Genomic DNA, 20,825 nt, shown 5'->3' on the forward strand with positions numbered 1-20,825 from the left:
ATGTCCGCTGGTTCCGTCGCCGCCCGCCGCATCCGCACCGTGGCCGCGACCGCCGTCGTCACCGCGGTCGCCGGCGCCGCCTTCGTCCCGGCCACCGCTGTCGCCGCCGACAAGGCGGGCGAACACGCGCTGAAGATGACGCTGGGCGCGCCCACCCCCACCGGCCCGCTCAAGCGCGGCGGGGCGACGGAGTCGATGATCCTCACGGTCGCCAACTCCTCCGACAAGGCGCAGGACTTCTCGGCCTGGCTGCCGGGCACGCCGGACGGTCCGAGCCCGGTGCTGAAGGACTCCATCGTCTTCGACGTGACCGCGGTCGACGCCCCCGCGACCAAGTCGGCCGTCGGCCGCCAGGACGGCTCCTTCCAGGGGCTGTTCTTCCCCGCCACCGGGAACGCGGCGTCCACCTTCTCCATCCCGGCGAAGACCGAGTACACCTGGAAGGTCACGGTCGGCCTCGGCGCCTCCTACCCCACCAACGACGGTGACTTCACCCTCACCGCCGGGCGGCTGGTCGGCGACACCGACGACGACCCGTCCCGCAACACCCAGGTCTTCAAGACCGATCCGGCGATCACGCCCGGCAAGCTCAACGTGGCGTGGGAGCAGAAGACAGGCGCCGTCGCGCGGCCCGGTCAGCGTGCCGAGCTGGTGCTGAACGCCACGGCCACCGGCCCCGGCGAGTTCCCCGCCGAGCTTCAGCGCACGGTGTCGGCCCAGCAGTTCCGTGAGGGCGCGGGCAACCCCGACTTCGTCCTGGAGGCCGAGGTCGACGGCAAGATCGTCAAGCTGAAGGAGTCCAACGACAGCGAGTGGGAACTCCCCGCCATATCCAAGGGCTTCGGCTCCGCCAAGGGCACCGAGAGCATCAAGCTGTACCTCTCCCTGGGTAAGAAGAGCGACATCAAGAAGGACACCGTCGTCCCGCTGGAGGCGCTGTTCTCCATGGCCGACTCCTGGGGGTTCAACGGCGCCCGGACCAAGGTGAAGGCCGGCCCGGCCCTGGTCACCCCGCCGAGCGGCACTCCGTCCACGACGCCGTCGGCGTCCGCGTCCGCCTCCGCCTCCGCGTCTCCGTCGGCGTCCGCGTCCGGCTCCGCGGCCACCACCACGGGCGGCACGACCGGCGGCACCACGAACACGACGAGCACCACCGGTTCGCTCGCCGCCACCGGTTCGGGCGGCGGTGCCCTCTACGGCGCCCTCGCGGCCGCCCTGCTGGCCGTCGGCGGTGCGGCGGCCTGGTTCGGCACGCGCCGCCGGCGGTCCGCGCGCGTCTGATCCCCGTCGTCCGTCGGCCGACGGACGAAGACAACGGACGAAGACGACGGACAGGGGAGGGGCCCGGAGGCAGTCGCCTCCGGGCCCCTCCCCTGTCCTCGGTGCTGCCGGCGTCGGCTCAGCGCGCCCCGGGGTCGTACTTCTTCAGCGAGGCCTGGACCTCGGCGGCGTACGCGCCCTCCCACCACGGGACCGTCTCGACCAGCACCGGCTTGGTGCCGGAGGCGAGGACGAGGGCCCGGCCGGGCGGCATCGCGCCGAGGTCGGAGACCTGGAGGACGCGTTCGCGGCGCGTGGACTCGCTGATCGCGCGGTTGCCGGACCAGCCGCCGAACTCCGACTCACGGCTGGTCTGGTACTCACGCAGCTCGTACTCGCCGGCCAGCTCGCTCAGGTCGCCCAGGAAGCGGGTGTCCGAGACGCCGCCGCCGTAGACGCGCACGTTCGCGGCGGACCACAGCTTCTCCATGCCGCGCTCGCCCCACACCTCGATGCCCTGCGCCCAGGACTGCAGGATCGTCATCAGGATGATCCCGCGCGAGCCGTAGTGCGAGTACAGGTCGGGCAGGGTCCGCCAGCGGCACACGTTGGCCGCCTCGTCGAGGACACCGACGAGAGGCAGCGGGAGACGGCCGCCGCGCTGGGTGGTGGCGTACTCCTCGGCCGCCTCGACGACCGCCACGGTCAGCGCGGTCACCAGCGGCCCGGCGGAGTCGCGCCCCTCCCGGCTCAGCGAGTACAGGGTGCCGCCGGTGCGGACGAACGCGTGCGGGTCGAACTCGCCCGCGTACTCGTCGGCCGGGGGCGTGACCCACCGGTTGACCTCGGGATTGACCAGGCAGGACGCCATCTGCTGGGCGACACCGTAGATGCCGCTGCGCTGCTTGTCGGGGGCGTTGATCACGCCGGCCAGCCCGTCCGCCGACATGGCGTGTCCGGCGCCGCGCAGGATCCGCTCCGGGGCATCGTCCTTGGGGTTGGACAGCCAGGTGTAGATCTGGGTGATCGGCGCCTTGGCACAGGCGGCGGCCAGCAGCAGGTTGGCGAGCAGGTCCTGGCCGGCCGGGTCGAAGAAGGCGTCGGTGGAGGCGTTGGCGTCCCGCGAACCGCTGGCGAAGTGGTCGGCCATCTTGCGGGCCTTGGCCACGTCGGTGACGTACGACAGCGGGTTCCACCACCAGCTCGGCTCCTCCTGCGCGACCTGCTGCGGGTCGAACACCCACACCGGGCCGCGCGCGGTCCGCGGACCCCGGGTCGCGTCCACGATGTCGCGCTTGTTGGAGGTGACGAGGACGGCGCCGGGCCCGTCCAGGATGGCGGGAATGGCACGCCGGGTCGTCTTACCGGTCCGCGGGCCCCAGATGTCGACGTGCATGTCCTCGTACGACCCGTACAGCGGCTGACGCCCCTTGACGGACCGTCCGATGAACACGCCGGGCGTGCTCGACTGCACGCCGAGGCGCTCGGCGGTGGCGGCCGCGCCCTTCATCGTCAGCTTGCCGAGCTCCTCGCCCTTCGCGAGGTGCTGGGCGGCACCGTCCACCTTGGGCTTGTTCCTGAACCGCTCCCGCACCCGGTAGGCGACGAGGCCGAGGATCCCGACCAGCACCGCCTCACCGGCCGCGACGGCACTGGCCGCCGAGCCCGGCCAGCTGTAGTCGCCCTTGATCACTTCGACGAGGAACGTCAGCGGGTTGCCGGGCGGCGCGGGCGCGTCGGCGTACCCGGCCCCGACCTTCGCCGCCAGCCAGGCCCCGGCAGCGACGAGGAGCACGACCGCGACGGCGATGACGATCTCGAAGGTCCAGTCGTCCTCGGCGCGGGGTTTCTTCTGCTGTTCTGCGGTCACCCGCGGGTCCGTCCTTTCTGGACTGTGGACTTGCTGAGTTGTCTGGGGGGTGGCTGGGGGGTGGGGGTGCTGGGAGGCGGTGTCCGCGAGGACCGGGGTCAGGCCTTCTCCGGAGCGAAGACGAAGACGCCCTCGCTCGTCGCCAGCAGGGCGTGGCCGTCGGACGTGCGCTCCAGCACGTCGACGTCGTCGTTCAGCGAGGAGCCGGGCTCCAGGCCGGAGGCCAGCACCTTCTTGGTGCGCATGTCGAGCGCCGCCAGCCCCAGGTCGCTGACGGACGCGTACAGGACGTCGCCGGTCGGCAGGGCCACCGGCTCGATGTCCTGCTCGTCCGCCTCCTGACGCCAGAGCTCGTCGCCCGTCTCCGCGTCCCAGGCGACCGCGCCTCCACCGAACTGGGTGACGACGCTCTTTCCGTCCGCGGAGAGGACGACGACCGGCTCGTGCGCGTCGTTGGGGTCGAGGAAGGTCTTGGGGCCCTCCACGAGGGTGCGTCCCGTCTTGAGGTCGACCACCGTCAGGAGCGCGTCGTACGTGTCGTCCTTCAGGCCCCAGGCGAGCAGGCCCTTGTCCCCGGCGAGCGGGAAGAGGGAGGCGGCCGCCCGGTCGCCGTCCGGGGTCTGCGCCGCCACGGCGGCGGGCAGGGTGACGCCCTCCGTGTCCCACAGTGCCCTGCCGGTGAGCCGGTCGGAGACCTGGAGCCGCTCGCCGCTGACGTAGAACTCGGCGAGGGACGTCGCCACCCGATAGCCGAAGCCCGGGCCGATCGGTGCCTGGTCCTCCCACCGGTCCTGGACCTCGACGGTGGCTCCGCCGCCGAGCGGGGCGTAGGAGCCGCTGTCGTTGCCCGCCTTCAGCCGCACATGGCCGGCCTCGACGGTGTGGTCGGTGCCGTCCTCGCCGTCGTAGGCCGAGCTGCCCAGCTTCTCGCCGGAGGGGGCGTACATGGTGTACGTCGTCCGGACCGACTCCTTCTTCAGGCCGCTCGCCGGGGTCACGTCGCCGTCGACGGCCAGGAGGGCGGGTGTGCCGTCCTTCCACTGCCCGATGGTGAAGAACTCGGCGGGCGCCGGATCCCGGTCGCTCGACCAGCCGTCGGCGGGGATCGTGACCTCGACCGACGTGCGTTCCCGGCCGGTGGCCGCGTCGAGGAGGCGGGCCCGGAAGAGGTATTCCTCCGGTGTGCCGCCGGTGCTGTCGGGGTACGTCGTCGCGTCCTCGGTGAGGACGACGGCGTCACCGAGGACGCAGGTCTGCGAGTGGTCTCCGACGACCCTGCTCGTGGCCCGCTCGACCGGGTCTCCGGGGCATCCCGAGACACCGTCCGCGGTCAGGCTCCACACGGGCTTCCGGGCCAGGCCGGGCAGTGCGGCGCCCTCGTACGCGGGGCCTCGGGCGATGGACGCGGACGCCTTGGGCGTCGCCTTCTTGTCCGTCGCGCCGCCCGTCCCCGTGTCGTCGCCTCCGCCGCAGCCCGCGACCAGCCCCAGTGACACCAGGGCCCCGGTGAGAGGAAGAAGGTGACGCCTCATCTGTTGGTTCATGCTCCTGTTCCGCTGTCTGTGCCGTCGCCCTCGACCGCGTTCGTGCCCTGGGGGATCGGTACGCGGTAGACCCCGGTGATCGTGTCCTGGTAGTCCCAGTTGCTGAATTCGACGGACTTGCCCGGGCGCGGGGCGTGGATGATCTTGTGGCCCTTGGGGTCCCAGACCAGGCCCACATGGCCCGAGTGGCCCGCCTCCGGCCGGAAGAAGATGACGTCGCCGGGCTGTGCCTCGGACAGCGACACCTCGTACTTCTTGAGGTACGGCTCCTGCGTGTAGGTCGTCGTACCGATGTTGATCTTGCCGTCGCTGGCCATGTAGTACGCCCACTGCGTGAAGCTGGAGCAGTCGAAGCTGGTGGGGTTCTCGCCCTGGAGCCGCGGGGCGCCGAACACGTATGGGACCCCGATGCCGCGCTGGGCCCAGCCGAGGACCGCGCGGATCACCGGGTCGTCGGCGTCGGGAAGGACACCGGAGGCGCCCGCGCCGTCCGGGGCCACCGCGGCGCCGCCGTTGTCCTCGGCGCAGTCGGCGTACTGCGCGTCCCTGCTGCTCTCGTCGGATCCCGGGACGGTCCCGTAGTCGGGGTTGGCGGTGACCTTGCCCTTCATCCACTCGTCCGGGTCGACCATGCCCGGGCCCTTGTCCTGGCCGCCCACGAACGGGTTGTCGACACCGGGAACGAGGACCTCCCAGTGCAGGTGGGGTCCGGTGACGTTGCCGGTCGCGCCGACCGTGCCGATCTGCTGACCGCGCTTGACGGTCTGCCCGACGGACACCTTGATCGAGGTCTGGTGGCCGTAGAGCGTGATGACCCCGCCCGCGTGCTCGATCTTCGTCATGTTGCCGTACGAGCCGCCGGGACCGGCGTGGACGACCTTGCCGTCGGCCGGGGCGTAGATCGGGGTGCCGCTGGAGGCCACCAGGTCGAGGCCGGTGTGGTAACCGAGGCTCCACATACGGCCGTTCTGGTGGTAAGGGGTACCGACCGTGTACGTGCCCTGCTTCATGGGCCACTGCCAGTCCTTGCCGGTGGTGGGCTCCTTGGCAAGGGGGAACGACACGGTCGTCGCGTAACCGGCGCCGATGCTGTTGCTGTTGCTGTTGCCGCTGATGTCGCTGCTGTACGCGGCGAGGGACATCGCGGTCGTGCTGCCGTCACCGCTGTCGTCGTCCAGCGCCGGCGTCGACCAGGAGCGGGCCGGGGTCGCGGCGATGCTGAGCGCGGAGCCGGGCTGGGCGTTGTTGCCGACCGGTTCGGGAATGTCCGACTGCTTCCCGAGGGTGGGGAAGCCGGGGTTCTTCTCGATGGTCTCCTTCAGATGCGCGTACCAGCGCTTGATGAGGTCCTGGTCGCCGGTGAGCACCCCGCGGTAGCGCGCGGCCTGGGTGAGGACGACCCGCGGGTAGATCGTGTTGGCGGCCGTGGAGCCGGAGTAGACCTGGAGCGCCTTGAAGGGAGCGGTCTCGGCCTTCTTGGCGTGCAGGAAGTTGGCGGCGGCCCAGGCCGCGTCGTCGATGTTGTACAGGTCCTTCGTGCCGTCGGCGTTGCCGTCGGCGCCGTAGTCCGTCCAGGCCGGCTTGCCGAACTGGAGGATGCCCATGTAGCCGAGGGAATTCTTGCCGCCGGGCGCGGCCGAGGGGTCCTGGCCGTACTTGGTCTCCTGGTACATCTGCCCGGCGATGAGCGTCCAGTCGAGGCCGTCGTAGCGGGCGGCGGCGCGCATCGCGGCGAGGATCATCTTCGGCGGTATCTCGTTGCGCGCCGTCTCGCTCGGCATGTACATCTTGCCGGCCGGCATGACCGGGTTGGTGGCCGCGGCGTCACCGGTGTTGCCGGCGTTGGCGTTGTCGGCGTAGTCGCCGCAGGAGGCGGCCGCGGCACCGGCGCCCACCCCGCCGATCATGCTTCCCACCAGGACCATGACGAGGGTGCCGACCCCGGCGATGGGCAGGCAGCCGACACCGCCGGCTATCCACATCCACTTGTTGTTCTTCTTGTCGCCGCCGCCACCCTGACCGCCGCCGCGCTGGGCCGCCGCCTTGGCCGCCTTCGCGGCCTTGGCGACCTTCGCCGCCTTGCCGGCGGCGGCCAGTACCGCTGGTGCAACCATGCCGGCTCACACCCCCGAGTCGTCGGACGCGCCCACGTCACCGAGGCCGAAGACGTCGAACCCGGAGACGAGCCAGTCGCCGCTGTCCTCCTTGACCGTCACCAGCCACTGGTTGGACTCGGTCGTGGTCCGCCCGTCCGCGGTGTGCGTGGCGGTCACCTTGACCAGGGTGGACATCGAGCGGCCGCTGTCACGCACCAGGTCGTCCGAGACCAGGGCATCGCGCACCACGACGGCCTCCCCCTTGGAGGAGCACTGCTCGGCCTGGCAGGTCGCCCACTCCTTGCCGGTCGGCAGCGAGGTCGCGGCCTTCATCCGGTCGTCGTTCGTGGTGAGCCGGACCAGCGGAACACTCCAGGTCGCGGCATTGCTCTCGTGGTCGTACGTGGTGAGCCCGGCCATGTACTGGACCATGGCGGCGTGCGCCTTCACGGCTTCGGCGGCCGAGACGATCGGGGCGACCGCGGTGCTCTGCGATCCGTCGCCGTCGGCTCCCTCCCCGTCCGAGCCTGCGGCGCCGCCGCCCGCGGTGGCCGTGGGCACCGCGGAGCCGTCCTTGGCGTCACCGCCGTCGCCCTCGTCGTCTCCGTCGAAGACGGTGAACACGGTGAGCACGGCGATCAGGAGAAACCCGAGCACCCCCAGGGCCAAGAGCCCCGTGCGCTTGTTCTCCGCAGGCAAGTCCACGTTCCCGCGCCTCCCTTGTGCTGAGCCGGTACGGCGGGTGACCGGGACACGGTAGGGGGAGGCGGAAGCGGGGAGTCGGGGGAATTCCCGGCGAGGAAAACGGGCGGGCGGCGGGCGGGAATCCGGGGGAAAGCACGAAGCCGGTTCACCTCGCCTCGGCGCCGTTCACGGATCGCGTGTCCGGCTGACCGCTGCGGCGGTCACTCGGGCCGCGGATCCACCGGCAGCGGGTCGAACGGGTACGCCGTGTGCCCGTCCTTGGGCGAACAGGCCGCGAACGGGCCCGAGTCGGCGTCCATCAGGACCCGCAGATGCGGGTCCGCGTGATGCAGCCACCACGTCGACATCCCGAGCGCCGGGTCCTGACGCAGATGCTCCCAGGCCAGCCAGAGCGCCGACAGACGGGCCCCGGCCTCGGGGTGCTCCCACCACGTGGGACACCAGGTGGCCGAAGTGCCGTTCACCCGGCGGCGGATCATCTGGGCGAGATAGTCGGAGACGAAGACGAAGACGTCCGCGAAGTAGAACTCCGGCTCCTCGGAGCCCTCTGCGGTGCCGGACATCGTTGCCCCCATCGGTCGTTCGGTCGAGCTGCGGCTGTCGGGTGATCAGGCGGCGCCCGGCGGGTACCGCGTGGTCAGGTCAGGACGATACCGAGCAGCAACAGCACCACCACGACCGCGCCCATCACGATGCGCGCCGTCGGGTCCTCGCGTTCCCACAGGTCGTGGACGACGGCCCAGCCCGTCAGGCGCGCGGCCCGGCCGCTGTGGATGTCGGAGGCGGACGCCTGCAGCTCCTCGTCCACCACCTCCTCGTCCGGCGACGACAGCTCAAGATCCTCGTCGAAACCGACCGGCATCCCCTGCTGCTCCTGCGCCACCAGGACCATCTGCTCGAGGAGTTCGGGAATCGTGTTCGGCGTGAGGGGATAGGCGAAGGTCCCGTACGGCGTCTCCACGCACAGGCTGGCCTGCCAGGGGTTGCCGGGCTCATAGCCGTCGACCCAGGCGCGCTCGGCCTGGAAGACCTGCGAGGCCTGGGCCGGCTCGGGGGCCGGTACGGCGACGGGGGCGGATGCCGGAACCGGAGCCGGAACCGGAACCGGGGCAGGGGCAGGGGCCGGGACCTGCTGGACCGGCGGGGCCTGCTGGACCGGCGGGGCCTGCTGGGGGATCTCCCAGGTGCGCGGGTCGGGCTGCTCCGGGGGTTGCGGCTGCTGCGGGTACTGCGGCTGCTGCGGGTGCCCGTTGTGGTCGGTCAACTCTCGTCCTTCGCCGGGTCCGTCGGGTCCAGGGGGTGGTGCCGGGTGACGGTACCCAGCACCTCGGGCACACGCGCCCAGCGCATTCTGGGCCCAGGGCGGGCCGGCACGGCACGGCGCCTTCCCGGCGTGTCCCTGACACTTTTCCCGACCGGTTTCCTCATGGACACGGCATCGGGAATTCCCGCAGTCCCGGCGAGGAAAGCGACACCGGTCCGGTGACAGGTCTTTGTCACACTGCCAAGCGCACCTGGCCGGGCCAGGGCCCGTCGTGCGGTGCGGTCGTGAACCCGCCCAGGCGGACGGGGAACCGACTCGCTGGAGTAACCGACTCGATGACAGACCACAACAGCCCTGCTGGCGCGGTCGGCGGAGGCCAGCCTTCCGGGCAGCCCGGGTCCTTCGGTCCTTCCCAGCAGCAGCCGCAGCAGGCGTGGCAGGGGCAAGGGCAGCAGGCCCCCGTCCCGCAGCAGGCCCCCGCCCCGCAACAGCCGCAGCCGCTGCCCTCCGACGCGGCCCGCGCCCAGGTCGCCGCCGCCTGGGTGCGCAGCACGCCCCGGGCCGGCCAGGCCGCCGTCCCGTCCCTGCCGCCCCGTGAGACGCGGCCCCAGGGCGAGTCGAAGAAGGAGAAGCGCGAGCGCGAGCGCGCGGCGCGCAAGGCGGCGTACGAGCAGAAGAAGGCGGAGAAGGAGCAGCGCAAGCGGGGCGGCACGGCGACGGCCGCGACCGCCGCGGCCACCGCGCCGGCGCCCACGCCCTCGCCCACCACCGCCGCTCCGCACCCGCCCCAGCACGGCCACCAGGCCCCCGCCCACAGCTCTTCCACGATGTCGCTGAGGGCCACGGCGGCCCCGACCGCGGGCGCAACCGCCCCGGCCGCGGGTGCCGCCGCCCCCGGCGCCGTCACCCCGGGTGCCGCCACCCCCGGCCGGGCCGCCCCGAGGCCCGCCCCCGCACGTGACTTCGACGTGCCCAAGCCCGGCGGTCGTATCTCCGGCGGCGGGCGCCGTACGCACGTCGCGCTCCGCGCCACCCTGCTGATCACGACCTGCGTGTTCGCGCTGGGCTCGTGCGGCGTGATGGGACTGGTGATCGGCAAGTCCTCCGGCACCACCACCGCCGGGCTGGACTCCTCGGACGCCACCCGGTACCGCCTCACCGAGTTCCCCACCGAGCAGGCGGCGGCCTTCGCGGAGCAGTACGCGCAGCTCTGCATGACGTTCTCCCCGGACACCTCGTCCGCCCGCCGCACCGACCTCGCCCGCTACGCCTCCGCCGGTGTCGACCCCGACTGCGGCTGGAGCGGTGAGGGCACCAGCAAGGCCCTCTCCGTCACCTGGGACGGCACCGCCGAGAAGCTTCCGGAGTACGGCGACCACGGCCGCTACATCGGGGTCCAGGTCCGCACCGACGACGGCACGCTCACCACGCTCACCGTCCCCGTGTACGTCCAGAACCTCAAGACGGGCGAGGGCATGCGCGTCTCCGGCGACGTGGGCCAGATGCCGCTGCCGGCCGCCGCGGACGTGCCCGAGGTCGACCAGGGCGACGAGGTCGTGGACGACAGCCTGTCCACGCAGCTCCAGAAGGAGGTGCTGCCGGGCTACTTCGAGGCCTGGGGCGCCTCCGACGCCACCGCCATGGCCCGCTTCCTCACGCCGGACGCGACCCTGACGGCCACCACCGGTCTGGCCGGCCGCCTGACGGGCCCGCAGATCGGCACCGTCGTCGCGCTCGTCCCGGCGAGCGCCCAGGACACCAAGCCGTACGCCTACGACGCCGGACAGGCCGTCCAGGTGCGGGTGGCCGTCGACTGGACCGACGCCAAGGGCGTCGCCGTTCGCCGCGCGTACCGGATGACGATGGTCAACACGGCCCAGGGCTGGTTCATCAAGGACGTCCGGGGCGGCGTGCTCGACGCCGAGGGCGGCCGGGCCGACGGCGACACCGACAGCGACACCGCGACGGGAACGGCCGCGCCCTCGGCCGGTGCCTCCGGATCCCCCTCACCCTCGGCATCCGCCTCTGCCTCCGCGGCCGTCCCGTCGTCCACGGCCAAGCCCGCCAAGCCCTGACCGGACCGCGCCGCCCACACCCCCATACCACTACCGCCGCTCCACCACCCGAGAGGAACCACCATGTACATGGCCGAGACGACCCTGAACGACATGTTCGGGCAGATCGAGGACATCCTGCGCAACGCGGGCACCATGGTCGCCGTCATCGCCCTGCTCATCCTCGGCATCCGCATGCTCCTGTCGATGAAGCGCGGCGACGGCATGCGCGAGGCCTTCCAGGGCTTCGGCATGATCGCGCTGGCCGCCCTGATCATCGGTGGCGCCGGCGGCCTCGCCGGTGTGCTGATCGGTCTCGGCAGCCAGATCGGCGGCGGCAACTGACGGACCGCTCGGGCACCGCCCGACGTACCGTCAGCCGCCGTTTCAAACAGGGGAGTTCGCAGACATGAGCCAGGAGGCACCACCGGAGCCGCTGGTCGCGTACGACCACACCGACCTGGTCAACCGCCCCAAGCGGATCTGGAACTGGGGCAACATCCCGCTGCCCGGACTGCTGCTGCCCGCACTGGGCGCGGCCTTCGGCTTCGGGCTGGTCTGGCTCATCACCCTGTTCACCGTGTCGGCGTTCCTGCCCTTCCTCGGCATGTCGATGTGGACGTCGGTCCTCTACTTCGGCCCGCCGTTCGGCATCTACTTCGTCTGGGGGCGCCCGCTGCCCTCGGCGCTCACCCTGAGCCAGCAACTCGTGGTGTGGACCGACTGGTGGTTCCAGCCCAAGCGGCTGCAGGGTCTCGCCGCGGACCAGGAGCCGGAGCAACTGCACTGGCAGGTCATCCTCTTCACCCCCGGCTCGCCGCGCTGGCAGGCCCGCTACGAGGCCGCGCGCCGCGTCGCCGCCGAACGCGGCAGCGCCTTCGCCGCCGCCAGGCGCTGACCCCGCGATCACCCCACCACTTCCCGATGTCGACTACCGCAGGATGAGTCCTCCATGTTCATGATGATCCTTCTGGGCGGGGCGGCCGCCTTCTTCGTGGTCGCCATGATCATGGCCGCCTCGTCGAGCAAGAAGAACGGCCAGGGCGGCTCGAAGCAGTCGTCCTCGGCACGTTCCAAGCCGTCCGGCTCGTCGGCCGCCACCCGCCGCGAGGACCTCCGCCTCCCCTACCGCTACGCCGACGACATGATCTTCGTGCACGGCGACTCGGTGTGGACGGGCATGGTCCTGCCCAACGCCATCGACGAGTACCTGAACGCCGGCGAGCTCCAGGCGATGGCCGAGGGCCCGGCCCGCGGTCTGCTGAACCTGGCCCGCGGCGACCGCAACGTCGAGTGCCACTACCGCAAGGTCTACCAGCCGATCACCGCGCTGACCTGGGCGGAAGACCTGAACGCGGTCGCCTGGGACCCCACCGAGAACTACAAGGCGTACAACCTGCGCAAGGCGGAGTACCAGGAGCGCATCGGTGCCAAGCGCGAGCGCAACATCCTGCTGGTGAAGCTGGGTTCGCTGAAGCGCACCAACGGCGGCAGCGGGGTCGTCGCCCAGGACGACGAGCCGTACGACGAGCCCGGCCTCCTCCAGGGTGTCCGCGGCGCCGCCGACCAGGCCGCCGCCACCGCGACCGGCGTCACGGACGAGTACCTCTCCCCGCACGTCCTCGCCGAGTGGACGCAGGTCGCCGTCGAGGTCCACGAGAGCCTGGAGGGCCTCAAGGGCACCCCGCTCAGCCGCGAGGAGCTCGTCTGGCTGATCCGCAAGCCGCTCCACGGCGACCTGCCGGTCCCGCCGGAGCCGGTGCTCGGCTCGCGTGCCTGGGGACCGAACCAGTTCGACCTGGTCGTCGACTTCTCCGGCGAGAACCGCAAGACGCACATCGTCCTGAACCAGTACGACGAGGTGACGGGCGAGCAGCAGACCAGCTACACCACCACCCTGGTGGCCGCCAACTGGCCCGCGGAGACCCGCTTCCGCCAGTCGACCGCGTGGGCGCGTTACGCCGCCCAGCACGTGGACTTCCCCGTCGAGATCGACATGCGGTTCACGCTCATCCCGTACCTGAAGTTCAAGGACCGCGCCGACAAGATCCGCGGCAACCTCGTGGACGAGATGAACGACATGGCCAACTCCGGCCGCAGCCCCGACACCAAGCTGGCCACGCAGGTCACCCGCGCCCAGGAGCTCGTCGACGACATCGACGAGCACAAGATGCCGGGCATGGAGGCGCAGATCCGCTTCACGATCTCGGCGCACGACGTGAAGGAGCTCGAGCGCCGGCGCCGGGTCCTGGAGATGCAGTTCAAGCAGGACCTGAAGGTCACCCTGCTGCGCCCGACCCGCCAGCAGTGGCGGCTGCTCCAGGCACAGCTCCCCGGCGACGCGCCCAAGCTCCCGATCGCGCCCTACCTGCGGCTCCAGGAGGTCGAGCAGCTCGGCGCCGGACTGCCCACCGCGGGCACGGAGCTGGGCGACAACCCCGAGCACCGTTCCGGCAAGCGGCTGGGCTGGGTCGGCAACCTGGTCGGCTGGGCGGGCAAGATGCCGGTCCACTACTCCCTCCATGTCGGCCCGGCCCGCAACGACGGCGGTGGCCTGGCCATCGTCGGCGCCTCCGGCGGTGGCAAGTCCTCGCTGGCCCTCCAGAAGTTCTACGAGGAGTCGGAGTCGGGCGTCCGCTGCCTGGTCATCGACCCGAAGACCGACTTCGCCCAGCTCTGCTACTACCTGGCCTTCGGCGCCCAGGTGAACGACCCGGACTTCGCGGGCGACGCGGAGACCGGCCTCCTCGGCACCCCGGCCAGCAAGTTCCAGCCGGTGAACCCGGACTTCTGGGCGGAGACGGAGGTCGTCGACCTCCTGAAGGGCCAGGCCGGCGTCCTGGACCCGTGGGTCATCGCCCGCGACGTCCCCGCGGGCCGCCTGCTCGCCGAGTCCATGCTCCGGGGCTTCCTCGGCGACGAGGACTACCAGCGCGTACGCCTCCCCGTCATCGAGGGCATGGCGACCGTCATCGGCCGCTACAACTCCGCGATCCGCCAGGCGGTCGAGCAGGGCTACACGGCCCGCGACGCCGAACTCGCCGTTCCCCGGCCGACGTTGTGGCAGGTCGTGGACGAGGTCGTCGCGGCGTACGACCACGCGGTGGCCAGCGGCGACCGCGAGGCGATCAAGGACCTGAAGCTCGCGCAGATGCTCCTGACCGAGCTGCGCACGCTCCCCTACGCCCGGCTCTCCTTCGCGGAGCGCCCGCAGCCCCTGTCCAGCATGCGCAAGCGCCGTACGGTCATCACCCTGCGCGGCTTCCAGTCGCCCGCGGCCTCCGACCCGCGCAGCTGGAACCCGGCGGAACGCCTCGCGGCCACGGCCCTCATGGCGGTCGTGGAACTGGGCAGCCAGATGCTCGACGTCGGCTACGAGAAGAACCCGGTGACCGGCGAGATCGGCCTGCGCCCGAAGGCGCTCTTCGTCGACGAGGCGTACGTCGTCACGGCGACCGAGTCCGGCCGCGACCTGATGCGCCGCGCGCTGAAGCAGGGCCGCTCCTATCTGGCGGTCACCGTCCTGATCACCCAGCAGGCCATCGACCTGGTCCAGATCGAGGACTCCGAGGCCCGCAGCGGCGGCGCCAACCAGATCCACACGGTCTTCGCCTTCAAGCAGAAGTCGGCGCAGGAGGCGTCCCTGGTGGCCCCGCTCCTGGGCCGCCCGGAGAACGACCCGAAGGTCATCGCCGCCCTCCAGGAACTCCGCACCGGTGTCTGCCTCCAGCGCGACGCGGACAAGCGCGTCGGCACCGTCGCCGTCGACCTGGTCTTCAAGGAGATCCTCGCCGCCACGGACACCAACGGCACCACCCGCCCGGCCCGCCAGGGCATCAACCCACCGCTGAGCGTCTGGGACTGGACGTTCCTCCAGGAGGCGGAGGAGGACCCGGCACAGCGCACGGCACCGGCGCAGGAAACGGCGACGGCAACGGCATGACGCGCCTCACCGGTCCCACCCGCACGCACACCCGCACACACACCCACCGAGGAGCCCGTCCCGCCGTGCGCCTGTCCAGAAGTCTCGTCACCGGGGCCGCGACCCTCGCCCTGCTCACGACGCTGAGCGGGTGCGGGTCGGACTCGGAGTCCGGCTCAAAGGCCAGGACCGGGGCGGACTCCGTCTTCGGCTCGGACGCCGACTCGGACGGCGGCAGCGGACAGACCACGACCGGTGGCCTGCCCCGGGCGTCGGACACGGAGTCCGTCGCGAGCTACCTGAACCGGTACACGCCCTGCCAGGGCGTGGTGACGGGCGACGAGTACGACGGCGGGCACGACGGTGACGCCTGGGGTACGGACGAGTCGGAGGACCCGGCCTGGGGCATCGAGGAGCGCGCCGTGTGCACGGACGGGTCGGACCGGCCCATCGCGCTGCTCACCGTCTCCGACATGAAGGAGTTCCAGACCGCCGCCAAGGCGAGCGGCGACGAGTTCCTGGTCGGCGAGGACTTCGCGGTCGTCCCGGTCGGCGACGAGGCGATCCGCAGCCTCCAGCGGTCCGACCTGAGATTCCTGACGTGCGATGCGGACCTCGCGGTGCCGAGCGGCTTCGAGAAGGAGCCGGCCCTCGTGGACGGCTGCGTCCTGACCAACTACGTCCCCGAGTAAGGCGAGACACACCATGCGAATCAGGCGAGCGATCACCATCGGCGCCCTCCTCCTCATGTCGGCGTCACTGACGGCCTGCGGCGACGACGGCGACGCCGGGAACAGCGACGGCGACGGCAGGAGCAGCGCGAGCGCGAGCACGGGCGCCGGCAAGGGCGACAGCGGTGAGTCGGCGAGCACGGAGCTGCCGGAGGCGTCGGACATGGCGTCCATCGCGTACTACCTCAACCAGTACGGATCCTGCCTGGATCTCACACCGGGCGCCGAGTACGACGACTCCTCCCTGGCAGACCATGATCCCGCCTGGGGCGACGACAACATGACCCGCGACCCCGCTTGGGGGATCAAGGAACGTGCCGTCTGCCGGGACAACTACGACGACTCCAGCACGCTGCTGGTGCTGTCGGACATGAAGAAGTTCCAGACCTCCATGCGCGCCGGAAACTACAGCTCCATCCTGATCGGCAAGGACTTCGCGGTGGAGCCGGGCGGCACCGAGACGATCGAGGACCTGAAGGCCTCCGGCCTCGTGGCCCTGTCGTGCGATCCGGAACGCCAGATCCCCAGCGGCTACAAGCAGGAGCCTGCGCAGGTGGACGGGTGCGTCCTCACGAACTACTACGCCAACTGATCCCTCCGAAGGGCTTTTCATGCTGACCCGCTTCCGGCCGCGCTCCGGCCGTCCGGCACGGCCCCGGACGAGGCGCTCCCCGCGCGAGAAACTCATCAGCACCGGCATCGCCGCGCGGGCCGTGCTGTTCCTGGTGCTCGGGGTGATCGCGCTCTCGTTCTCCGCTCCACAGCAGGCGCAGGCCCTCTTCGACACCTGTGACTGGGCGCAGCAGAGCATCAACCAGAAGGCCGACATGCCAGGCCCCGCCGCGGAGAACATCTTCCCCTCGGTGAAGCAATGGGACGGCAAGCGCGAACTCGTCGCCGGGGCGACGAAGATGGACGGCCCCGCGTCGAAGTACACGCTCTACGAACTCAGCGCCATGCGCGGTCTCAACTGGGCGTCGACCCAGCAGAGCCAACACGACGCGAAGCAGGGCGAGCGCGGGCAGGCCGCCGACGACGACGAGTGCAGCCTGCAGAACGAGATCTACAACGGCGTCGCCCAGGCCATCTTCGACCTGAGCAAGATCATGAGCCGCGCCGCGATCAGCATCAAGGAGATCTCCTCCAACCCCAGCCCGCTGGCCGCCCTCTACGACGGCACGGTCTCGGGTGACGACAGCGTCGTCGACCGCCTGAACAACGGCGTCTTCAAGCTCGCCGTGCCCACCATGATCCTGCTCACCGGCCTCTGGGTGTTCGGCAAGTGGCGCAAGGGCGACATGCGCGAGGTCTGGTCGGGCGTCGGCTGGGCCGCGTTCGTCGTCATCGCCGTGTCGGCGTTCCTCGTCAACGGAAACTACGTGGCCGTGGTCGAAACCGCCGACTCGGGAATCGCGCAGGGAAACGCCGCCCTGACCGAGGCCGTGCTGGACGGCGCGATCGACGGTGTCGACCCGCCCTGCGACCTGCCCGACAACGCACCGCAGCGCGGCATGCGCATCTCCAGCTGTGCCATGTACGACACCCTCGCGTTCCGCCCGTGGGCCATCGGCCAGTTCGGCGACCCGGGCAAGGCTCGCATGGAGTACAAGGGCACCGAGAAGTGCGACTTCGGCACGGGCAAGCGCTGCACCGACCTACGGGTCAAGCAGGTGATCATCCAGTCGGTGACGAACATCGAGTACTACCAGCACCCTTCGCCGGTCGAAGTCGAGGAGGGCGAAGAAGGCGACATCATCAAGGCGAAGGAGAACCAGTACGGCGAGCTGCGCAACTACATCGCCAAGAACGAGGATGCGCGCATCTACGAGCAGTGGTCCGGCGACAAACCCGCCAACCGCATCAGCATCGGGGTCTACGCCCTGGTCGCTTCGCTCATCGTCGGCCTGATGGTGGTCGTGCTCAGCGCCCTGACGCTGCTGTGGCACGCGGTCACGCTCATCATGGTGATCCTGTTGCCCCTGGTCGCGATCATCTCGATCCACCCGACCCAGCAGAAGCTGCTGCGGGGCTGGTGGCAGACCTTCGTGCACAGCTTCGTCCTGCGTGCCGGATTCGGCGTGATCCTCACGATCCTGCTGCTCTTCTACCAGCTGATCCTGCCGCTCCAGGTCCCGCTGGGCATGCAGCTGCTGATGCTCCTGCTGGTCACGGTCGCAGTGATCATGCTGCTCAAGAACCTGCTGTCCGGGAAGTTCAGCCCGCAGGTCCAGGGCGCGGACGACGCTCTCGGCGTCGGGGACATGGCCGGCAAGGTGACCGCCATGGCTCCCGGTCTGGCCGCGTCCGCCGCAGGCTCCACCGCCCGCACCACGGGCCGCGTCGCGAGCACCACGGCCAAGGGCACGGCCCGCGCGACGGGCAGCACGGCACGCGGGACCGCCTGGGCGGTGGACAAGCTCGCCTTCAAGGGCAAGGGCCGGGCCAAGATGCAGGAGAAGGGCTGGCTCGGTCAGTCCAAGCGCGAGCAGCGGCAGACGGCCTACCAGGGTGCGCAGGTCGCCCAGAAGAACTACGACCGGGAATTCGGCGAGCAGGGAGGCCAGGAGTCACCGGCTCCGGAGCCGCCCCGCACCCGAGGCCGCCGTGTCAGCGGGTCCAGCAGCGCGCCGGCTCCGCAGCCCACGACGCCGACCGAGTCCCGCCCGGCACCCGCACCCGCTCCTGCTCCCGCGCCCGCTCCGGTACGGCAGGCGCCGGCCCCCCGCCCCCGGCCCGCCGAGCCGCCGGTGGCACCGACCCCGCCGCCGAGGGATCCGCGCGGTCCCAGCGGCCGCGTCTAGCCCCGCCCTGCCTCCTCCGCCTCCCTTCCCACACCAAGGAGCCATCCGATGCCCGCCCTGACCGCCGACCGCAGTCCCGACCAACTGGTCGCGGAACTGGAGCGGCTCATCGGTGTGGACTGGCCCACGGTGTGGGCGGGGGTTCCGGAGGACGCGGAGAAGCGGGCGCGGTGGTGCGCCGGGTTCGACTGGCGTCCGCTGTGGGCCGAGGCGGGACTGCGCGTCCGTACGGCCCTGGGCGGCCGCCTGTATCTCGCCTCCGCCGTCCCCGGCGGCCCGGTGACCCGGATCGACCACACGGTGTGGTCGGCCCGGGCCCGGGACACGGACGAGAACGCCCTCGTCACCGACCTGGCGGAGGCCCACTGGACCGCCTGCCTGACCGCCCTGCGCAGCCTCCTGGGAAACCCGACCTGGCACGGCACCTGGAACACCCCGGACTTCCCTGAGCTGCCGGGCCCGGGGGCCTGGCCCGACGCAGGGTGGCGTACGCAGTACCAGGACCCGCACCGCGTCGCGGTGTGGCGATTCCGGGTGCCGCAGGCACCGGTGTTCGAGCTCAGGGCGACGCTCGGCGCAACGGCACGACGTGGTCCGGTTCCGGCCAATGCGAGGATCGAACTCGTCTGCCATGACCCCGACCACGCGGAGTCCCGTCGGCAGGAGCGGCGCGGATGAACCGGAGCCGTGCGGAACGCGAGGAAGGTGACAAGCGATGACGAGCCTCACGATCGAACGCAGCCCCGAGCAGCTGGCAGAGGAGCTGAAGGGACTGGAGCACGTGGACTGGCCGGCCGTCTGGGCGGGCCCGCCGAACCCCGGTCAGGCACTGGACGACTGGTGCGCGCTGTTCGGCTGGAAGCCGACATCGGCGGAGCGGGTGCTGACCGTGCGCAGTGGCACGGGCCAGGACTTCGCCCTCTTCCCCGTGCGCTCCGCCGGATGGGCTCCGGTCAAACAGCTCAGCTGGACGAGCTGGCACATGTCCGCGGACGACTCGTCCGAGAACGACGAGGTCCTCACCCAGGCTGCCGAGACATGGGCCGCCTATGTGGGGGCTGCCCGCACCGTGCTCGGTGACCCTTCCTACGCGGGCGCCTGGGACGACCCCGCCTTCCCGGAACCGCCGCACGACCGGCACTGGCTCATGCCCAGCGACCTTCGTCTGGAGGACATGGACCCCTACCGCATGGCGGTCTGGCGAGAGGAAGGGCCGGAGGGCCACGTCACCGTTCTCGCCGTCAAGCCGGGATCCGTCCGAGCGCCGGGTGCGCTCCGACGCACGTCCATCAAAGTCACCTGCTATCCGCCGGAGGCCGTGTGATCCAGGCACACATCCCGGACCGTGTCCTCGACAACGCCCGTGACCGGCAGCGGACCGTCGAGCCCGAGCTGACCAAGGCCGAGGCCAAGCGGATCGCGAGGGGGCTGCGCGAGGGCATCGATCACCTCCCGGAGAAGGAATACAGGGAGCAACTCCACCAGCGGCTGCGGGAGTTCGCGTCCGCTCAGGACATGGACCTGCCCTCCCCCGACACCAGGTCGACCTTCTGGTCCTACCGGCTGGAGGATCACCCGCAGATCAATATGGAGCCCGGGGAAGAGCTGCACAGCATGCACATGGCGGCTGCGTACACCGAGGCACAGAACTCGATCGTGCAGGACACCCTGCGGTACTTGGAGGGCACGCCCGGCGGCGAAGCGCTGGGCCGGCTCCATCTGTGGGACACGGAAATGCAGGACGCGCTGGACCTGGATGAGAAGGCGGGTCTGTCCCTGGCCTACGAAGCCTGGGGCACCCTCTCCGAGAAGTACGCCGCGAAGACGGAGAACGAGGCCCTCTTCTTCATGGGCGAACTCAACCCCGGAACCGTCGCCTACCAGACGGAGTCCCGGCAGCTCCGCCAGGACGGCAAGCTCGACATCATCCAGTTCATGTATCCGGCGCCGACCCAGAAGTACGCGGATCTCGCCCCGGAGACACAGGAGTTGCTGGCCTCTCAAGCCGTCCGCGCCCAGGTCCACACCTTCTGGTACGACGAGAGCGACGCGAAGTACACGCCGCTGACCAAGGCGGGCCACCTGGACCTGAAGGAATTGGCGGCGCTCCCCACCCCCGAGGCCCAGCGCGCCGCCGTCCTGGAGGTGTGCGCCCGGGTGGCGACCATGGACGGCCCCGCTCGCGCGGCCGACGTGGAGAAGCTCATCGAGGAGATCAAGGTCCTGCGTCCGGACCACGAGGTCACCCTGCCCAGCGTCGAGGACCAGCAGTGGGCGGCCGGACTGCGCAGTCCCGGACCGGACTCACCGGCGGGACCACCACCCGTCGCCGTCAGCACCCACGGTCAGTACCTCCCCGGCGTCACGGTCAACGCCAAGACGGGACCGGCTCCTCTCGAATCGCTCACCCTCCCGACAACGGGGGCGGCCACCGTCCAGGCACACAGCTTCCTCCCCGGCGTCACCCCGCAGGCGAAGTCGGTCGTCGCCCCGAACGGGACCGACACCCCGACGGCTCCCCCGAAGGCGCCGCCGGCCCCTGAGCAGTCGAACGACACCGGAATGGGAGTGTGACCGG

17 protein-coding genes are annotated in these 20,825 nt (G+C 71.0%); 11 read left to right on the forward strand and 6 right to left on the reverse strand.

Annotated elements, in window-relative coordinates:
* Positions 1-1,281 (forward strand): hypothetical protein, encoded by a 1,281-nt coding sequence (locus tag OG933_RS21010; protein WP_405628411.1) that lies wholly within the window; start codon positions 1-3, stop codon positions 1,279-1,281.
* A 118-nt stretch (positions 1,282-1,399) separates the two neighbouring features.
* On the opposite strand, the gene OG933_RS21015 is transcribed toward OG933_RS21010, so the two are convergent.
* The 6 genes from OG933_RS21015 to OG933_RS21040 form a co-directional block, all read right to left on the reverse strand.
* Positions 1,400-3,130 (reverse strand): type IV secretory system conjugative DNA transfer family protein, encoded by a 1,731-nt coding sequence (locus tag OG933_RS21015; protein WP_405628412.1) that lies wholly within the window; start codon positions 3,128-3,130, stop codon positions 1,400-1,402.
* A gap of 98 nt (positions 3,131-3,228) precedes the next feature.
* Positions 3,229-4,662, reverse strand: coding sequence for a PQQ-binding-like beta-propeller repeat protein (locus OG933_RS21020; RefSeq protein ID WP_405628414.1), 1,434 nt, complete (start codon positions 4,660-4,662; stop codon positions 3,229-3,231).
* Between the two features lie 8 nt (positions 4,663-4,670).
* Positions 4,671-6,788, reverse strand: a complete 2,118-nt coding sequence (locus OG933_RS21025) for a peptidoglycan DD-metalloendopeptidase family protein (protein WP_405628415.1) — start codon at positions 6,786-6,788, stop codon at positions 4,671-4,673.
* A 6-nt stretch (positions 6,789-6,794) separates the two neighbouring features.
* The gene (locus OG933_RS21030; RefSeq protein ID WP_362522250.1) at positions 6,795-7,475 is read right to left on the reverse strand and encodes a hypothetical protein; all 681 of its coding nucleotides are present in this window, start codon (positions 7,473-7,475) and stop codon (positions 6,795-6,797) included.
* A gap of 200 nt (positions 7,476-7,675) precedes the next feature.
* Positions 7,676-8,038 (reverse strand): DUF4913 domain-containing protein, encoded by a 363-nt coding sequence (locus OG933_RS21035; RefSeq protein WP_054241912.1) that lies wholly within the window; start codon positions 8,036-8,038, stop codon positions 7,676-7,678.
* 74 nt (positions 8,039-8,112) lie between these two features.
* Positions 8,113-8,739, reverse strand: a complete 627-nt coding sequence (locus OG933_RS21040; RefSeq protein ID WP_405628416.1) for a hypothetical protein — start codon at positions 8,737-8,739, stop codon at positions 8,113-8,115.
* Between the two features lie 335 nt (positions 8,740-9,074).
* Here OG933_RS21040 and OG933_RS21045 point away from each other — a divergent pair, with 335 nt between their 5' ends.
* From OG933_RS21045 to OG933_RS21090, 10 genes are all read left to right on the forward strand, one after another.
* The gene (locus tag OG933_RS21045; RefSeq protein ID WP_405628417.1) at positions 9,075-10,814 is read left to right on the forward strand and encodes a conjugal transfer protein; all 1,740 of its coding nucleotides are present in this window, start codon (positions 9,075-9,077) and stop codon (positions 10,812-10,814) included.
* Positions 10,815-10,883: 69 nt separating this feature from the next.
* Positions 10,884-11,138, forward strand: coding sequence for a hypothetical protein (locus OG933_RS21050; RefSeq protein WP_230195104.1), 255 nt, complete (start codon positions 10,884-10,886; stop codon positions 11,136-11,138).
* Positions 11,139-11,202: 64 nt separating this feature from the next.
* Positions 11,203-11,691 (forward strand): hypothetical protein, encoded by a 489-nt coding sequence (locus OG933_RS21055; RefSeq protein ID WP_020129164.1) that lies wholly within the window; start codon positions 11,203-11,205, stop codon positions 11,689-11,691.
* 54 nt (positions 11,692-11,745) lie between these two features.
* Positions 11,746-14,736, forward strand: coding sequence for an ATP-binding protein (locus tag OG933_RS21060; RefSeq protein ID WP_405628419.1), 2,991 nt, complete (start codon positions 11,746-11,748; stop codon positions 14,734-14,736).
* Positions 14,737-14,801: 65 nt separating this feature from the next.
* Entirely contained in the window at positions 14,802-15,407 is a 606-nt protein-coding gene (locus OG933_RS21065) for a hypothetical protein (RefSeq protein ID WP_405628420.1), read from the forward strand.
* Positions 15,408-15,420: 13 nt separating this feature from the next.
* Positions 15,421-16,038 carry a hypothetical protein gene (locus tag OG933_RS21070; RefSeq protein WP_405628421.1) on the forward strand — a complete coding sequence of 206 codons (618 nt, stop codon included), beginning with the start codon at positions 15,421-15,423 and terminating at the stop codon, positions 16,036-16,038.
* A 19-nt stretch (positions 16,039-16,057) separates the two neighbouring features.
* Positions 16,058-18,247, forward strand: a complete 2,190-nt coding sequence (locus OG933_RS21075; RefSeq protein ID WP_405628422.1) for a hypothetical protein — start codon at positions 16,058-16,060, stop codon at positions 18,245-18,247.
* 48 nt (positions 18,248-18,295) lie between these two features.
* The gene (locus OG933_RS21080) at positions 18,296-18,925 is read left to right on the forward strand and encodes a hypothetical protein (protein ID WP_405628424.1); all 630 of its coding nucleotides are present in this window, start codon (positions 18,296-18,298) and stop codon (positions 18,923-18,925) included.
* A 37-nt stretch (positions 18,926-18,962) separates the two neighbouring features.
* Positions 18,963-19,571: a hypothetical protein gene (locus OG933_RS21085; protein WP_405628426.1), complete on the forward strand. Its 609-nt coding sequence runs from the start codon at positions 18,963-18,965 to the stop codon at positions 19,569-19,571.
* On the forward strand, positions 19,568-20,821 hold the full coding sequence (locus OG933_RS21090; RefSeq protein WP_362522231.1) for a hypothetical protein: 1,254 nt from the start codon (positions 19,568-19,570) through the stop codon (positions 20,819-20,821). Before OG933_RS21085 ends, OG933_RS21090 begins: the two co-directional genes overlap by 4 nt.
* The last annotated feature ends 4 nt before the right edge of the window (positions 20,822-20,825 follow it).

This window comes from Streptomyces sp. NBC_00016 (genome assembly GCF_045040885.1).
GTDB classification, from domain to species: Bacteria; Actinomycetota; Actinomycetes; order Streptomycetales; family Streptomycetaceae; genus Streptomyces; species Streptomyces coriariae.

What these genes read in the sequence shown, in the direction of transcription:
- OG933_RS21010 (WP_405628411.1), top strand. Translation starts at nt 1, where the DNA reads ATGTCCGCTGGTTCCGTCGCCGCCCGCCGCATCCGCACCGTGGCCGCG.
- OG933_RS21020 (WP_405628414.1), bottom strand. Translation starts at nt 4,662, where the DNA reads ATGAGGCGTCACCTTCTTCCTCTCACCGGGGCCCTGGTGTCACTGGGG.
- OG933_RS21025 (WP_405628415.1), bottom strand. Translation starts at nt 6,788, where the DNA reads ATGGTTGCACCAGCGGTACTGGCCGCCGCCGGCAAGGCGGCGAAGGTC.
- OG933_RS21035 (WP_054241912.1), bottom strand. Translation starts at nt 8,038, where the DNA reads ATGTCCGGCACCGCAGAGGGCTCCGAGGAGCCGGAGTTCTACTTCGCG.
- OG933_RS21045 (WP_405628417.1), top strand. Translation starts at nt 9,075, where the DNA reads ATGACAGACCACAACAGCCCTGCTGGCGCGGTCGGCGGAGGCCAGCCT.
- OG933_RS21050 (WP_230195104.1), top strand. Translation starts at nt 10,884, where the DNA reads ATGGCCGAGACGACCCTGAACGACATGTTCGGGCAGATCGAGGACATC.
- OG933_RS21055 (WP_020129164.1), top strand. Translation starts at nt 11,203, where the DNA reads ATGAGCCAGGAGGCACCACCGGAGCCGCTGGTCGCGTACGACCACACC.
- OG933_RS21060 (WP_405628419.1), top strand. Translation starts at nt 11,746, where the DNA reads ATGTTCATGATGATCCTTCTGGGCGGGGCGGCCGCCTTCTTCGTGGTC.
- OG933_RS21070 (WP_405628421.1), top strand. Translation starts at nt 15,421, where the DNA reads ATGCGAATCAGGCGAGCGATCACCATCGGCGCCCTCCTCCTCATGTCG.
- OG933_RS21075 (WP_405628422.1), top strand. Translation starts at nt 16,058, where the DNA reads ATGCTGACCCGCTTCCGGCCGCGCTCCGGCCGTCCGGCACGGCCCCGG.
- OG933_RS21080 (WP_405628424.1), top strand. Translation starts at nt 18,296, where the DNA reads ATGCCCGCCCTGACCGCCGACCGCAGTCCCGACCAACTGGTCGCGGAA.
- OG933_RS21085 (WP_405628426.1), top strand. Translation starts at nt 18,963, where the DNA reads ATGACGAGCCTCACGATCGAACGCAGCCCCGAGCAGCTGGCAGAGGAG.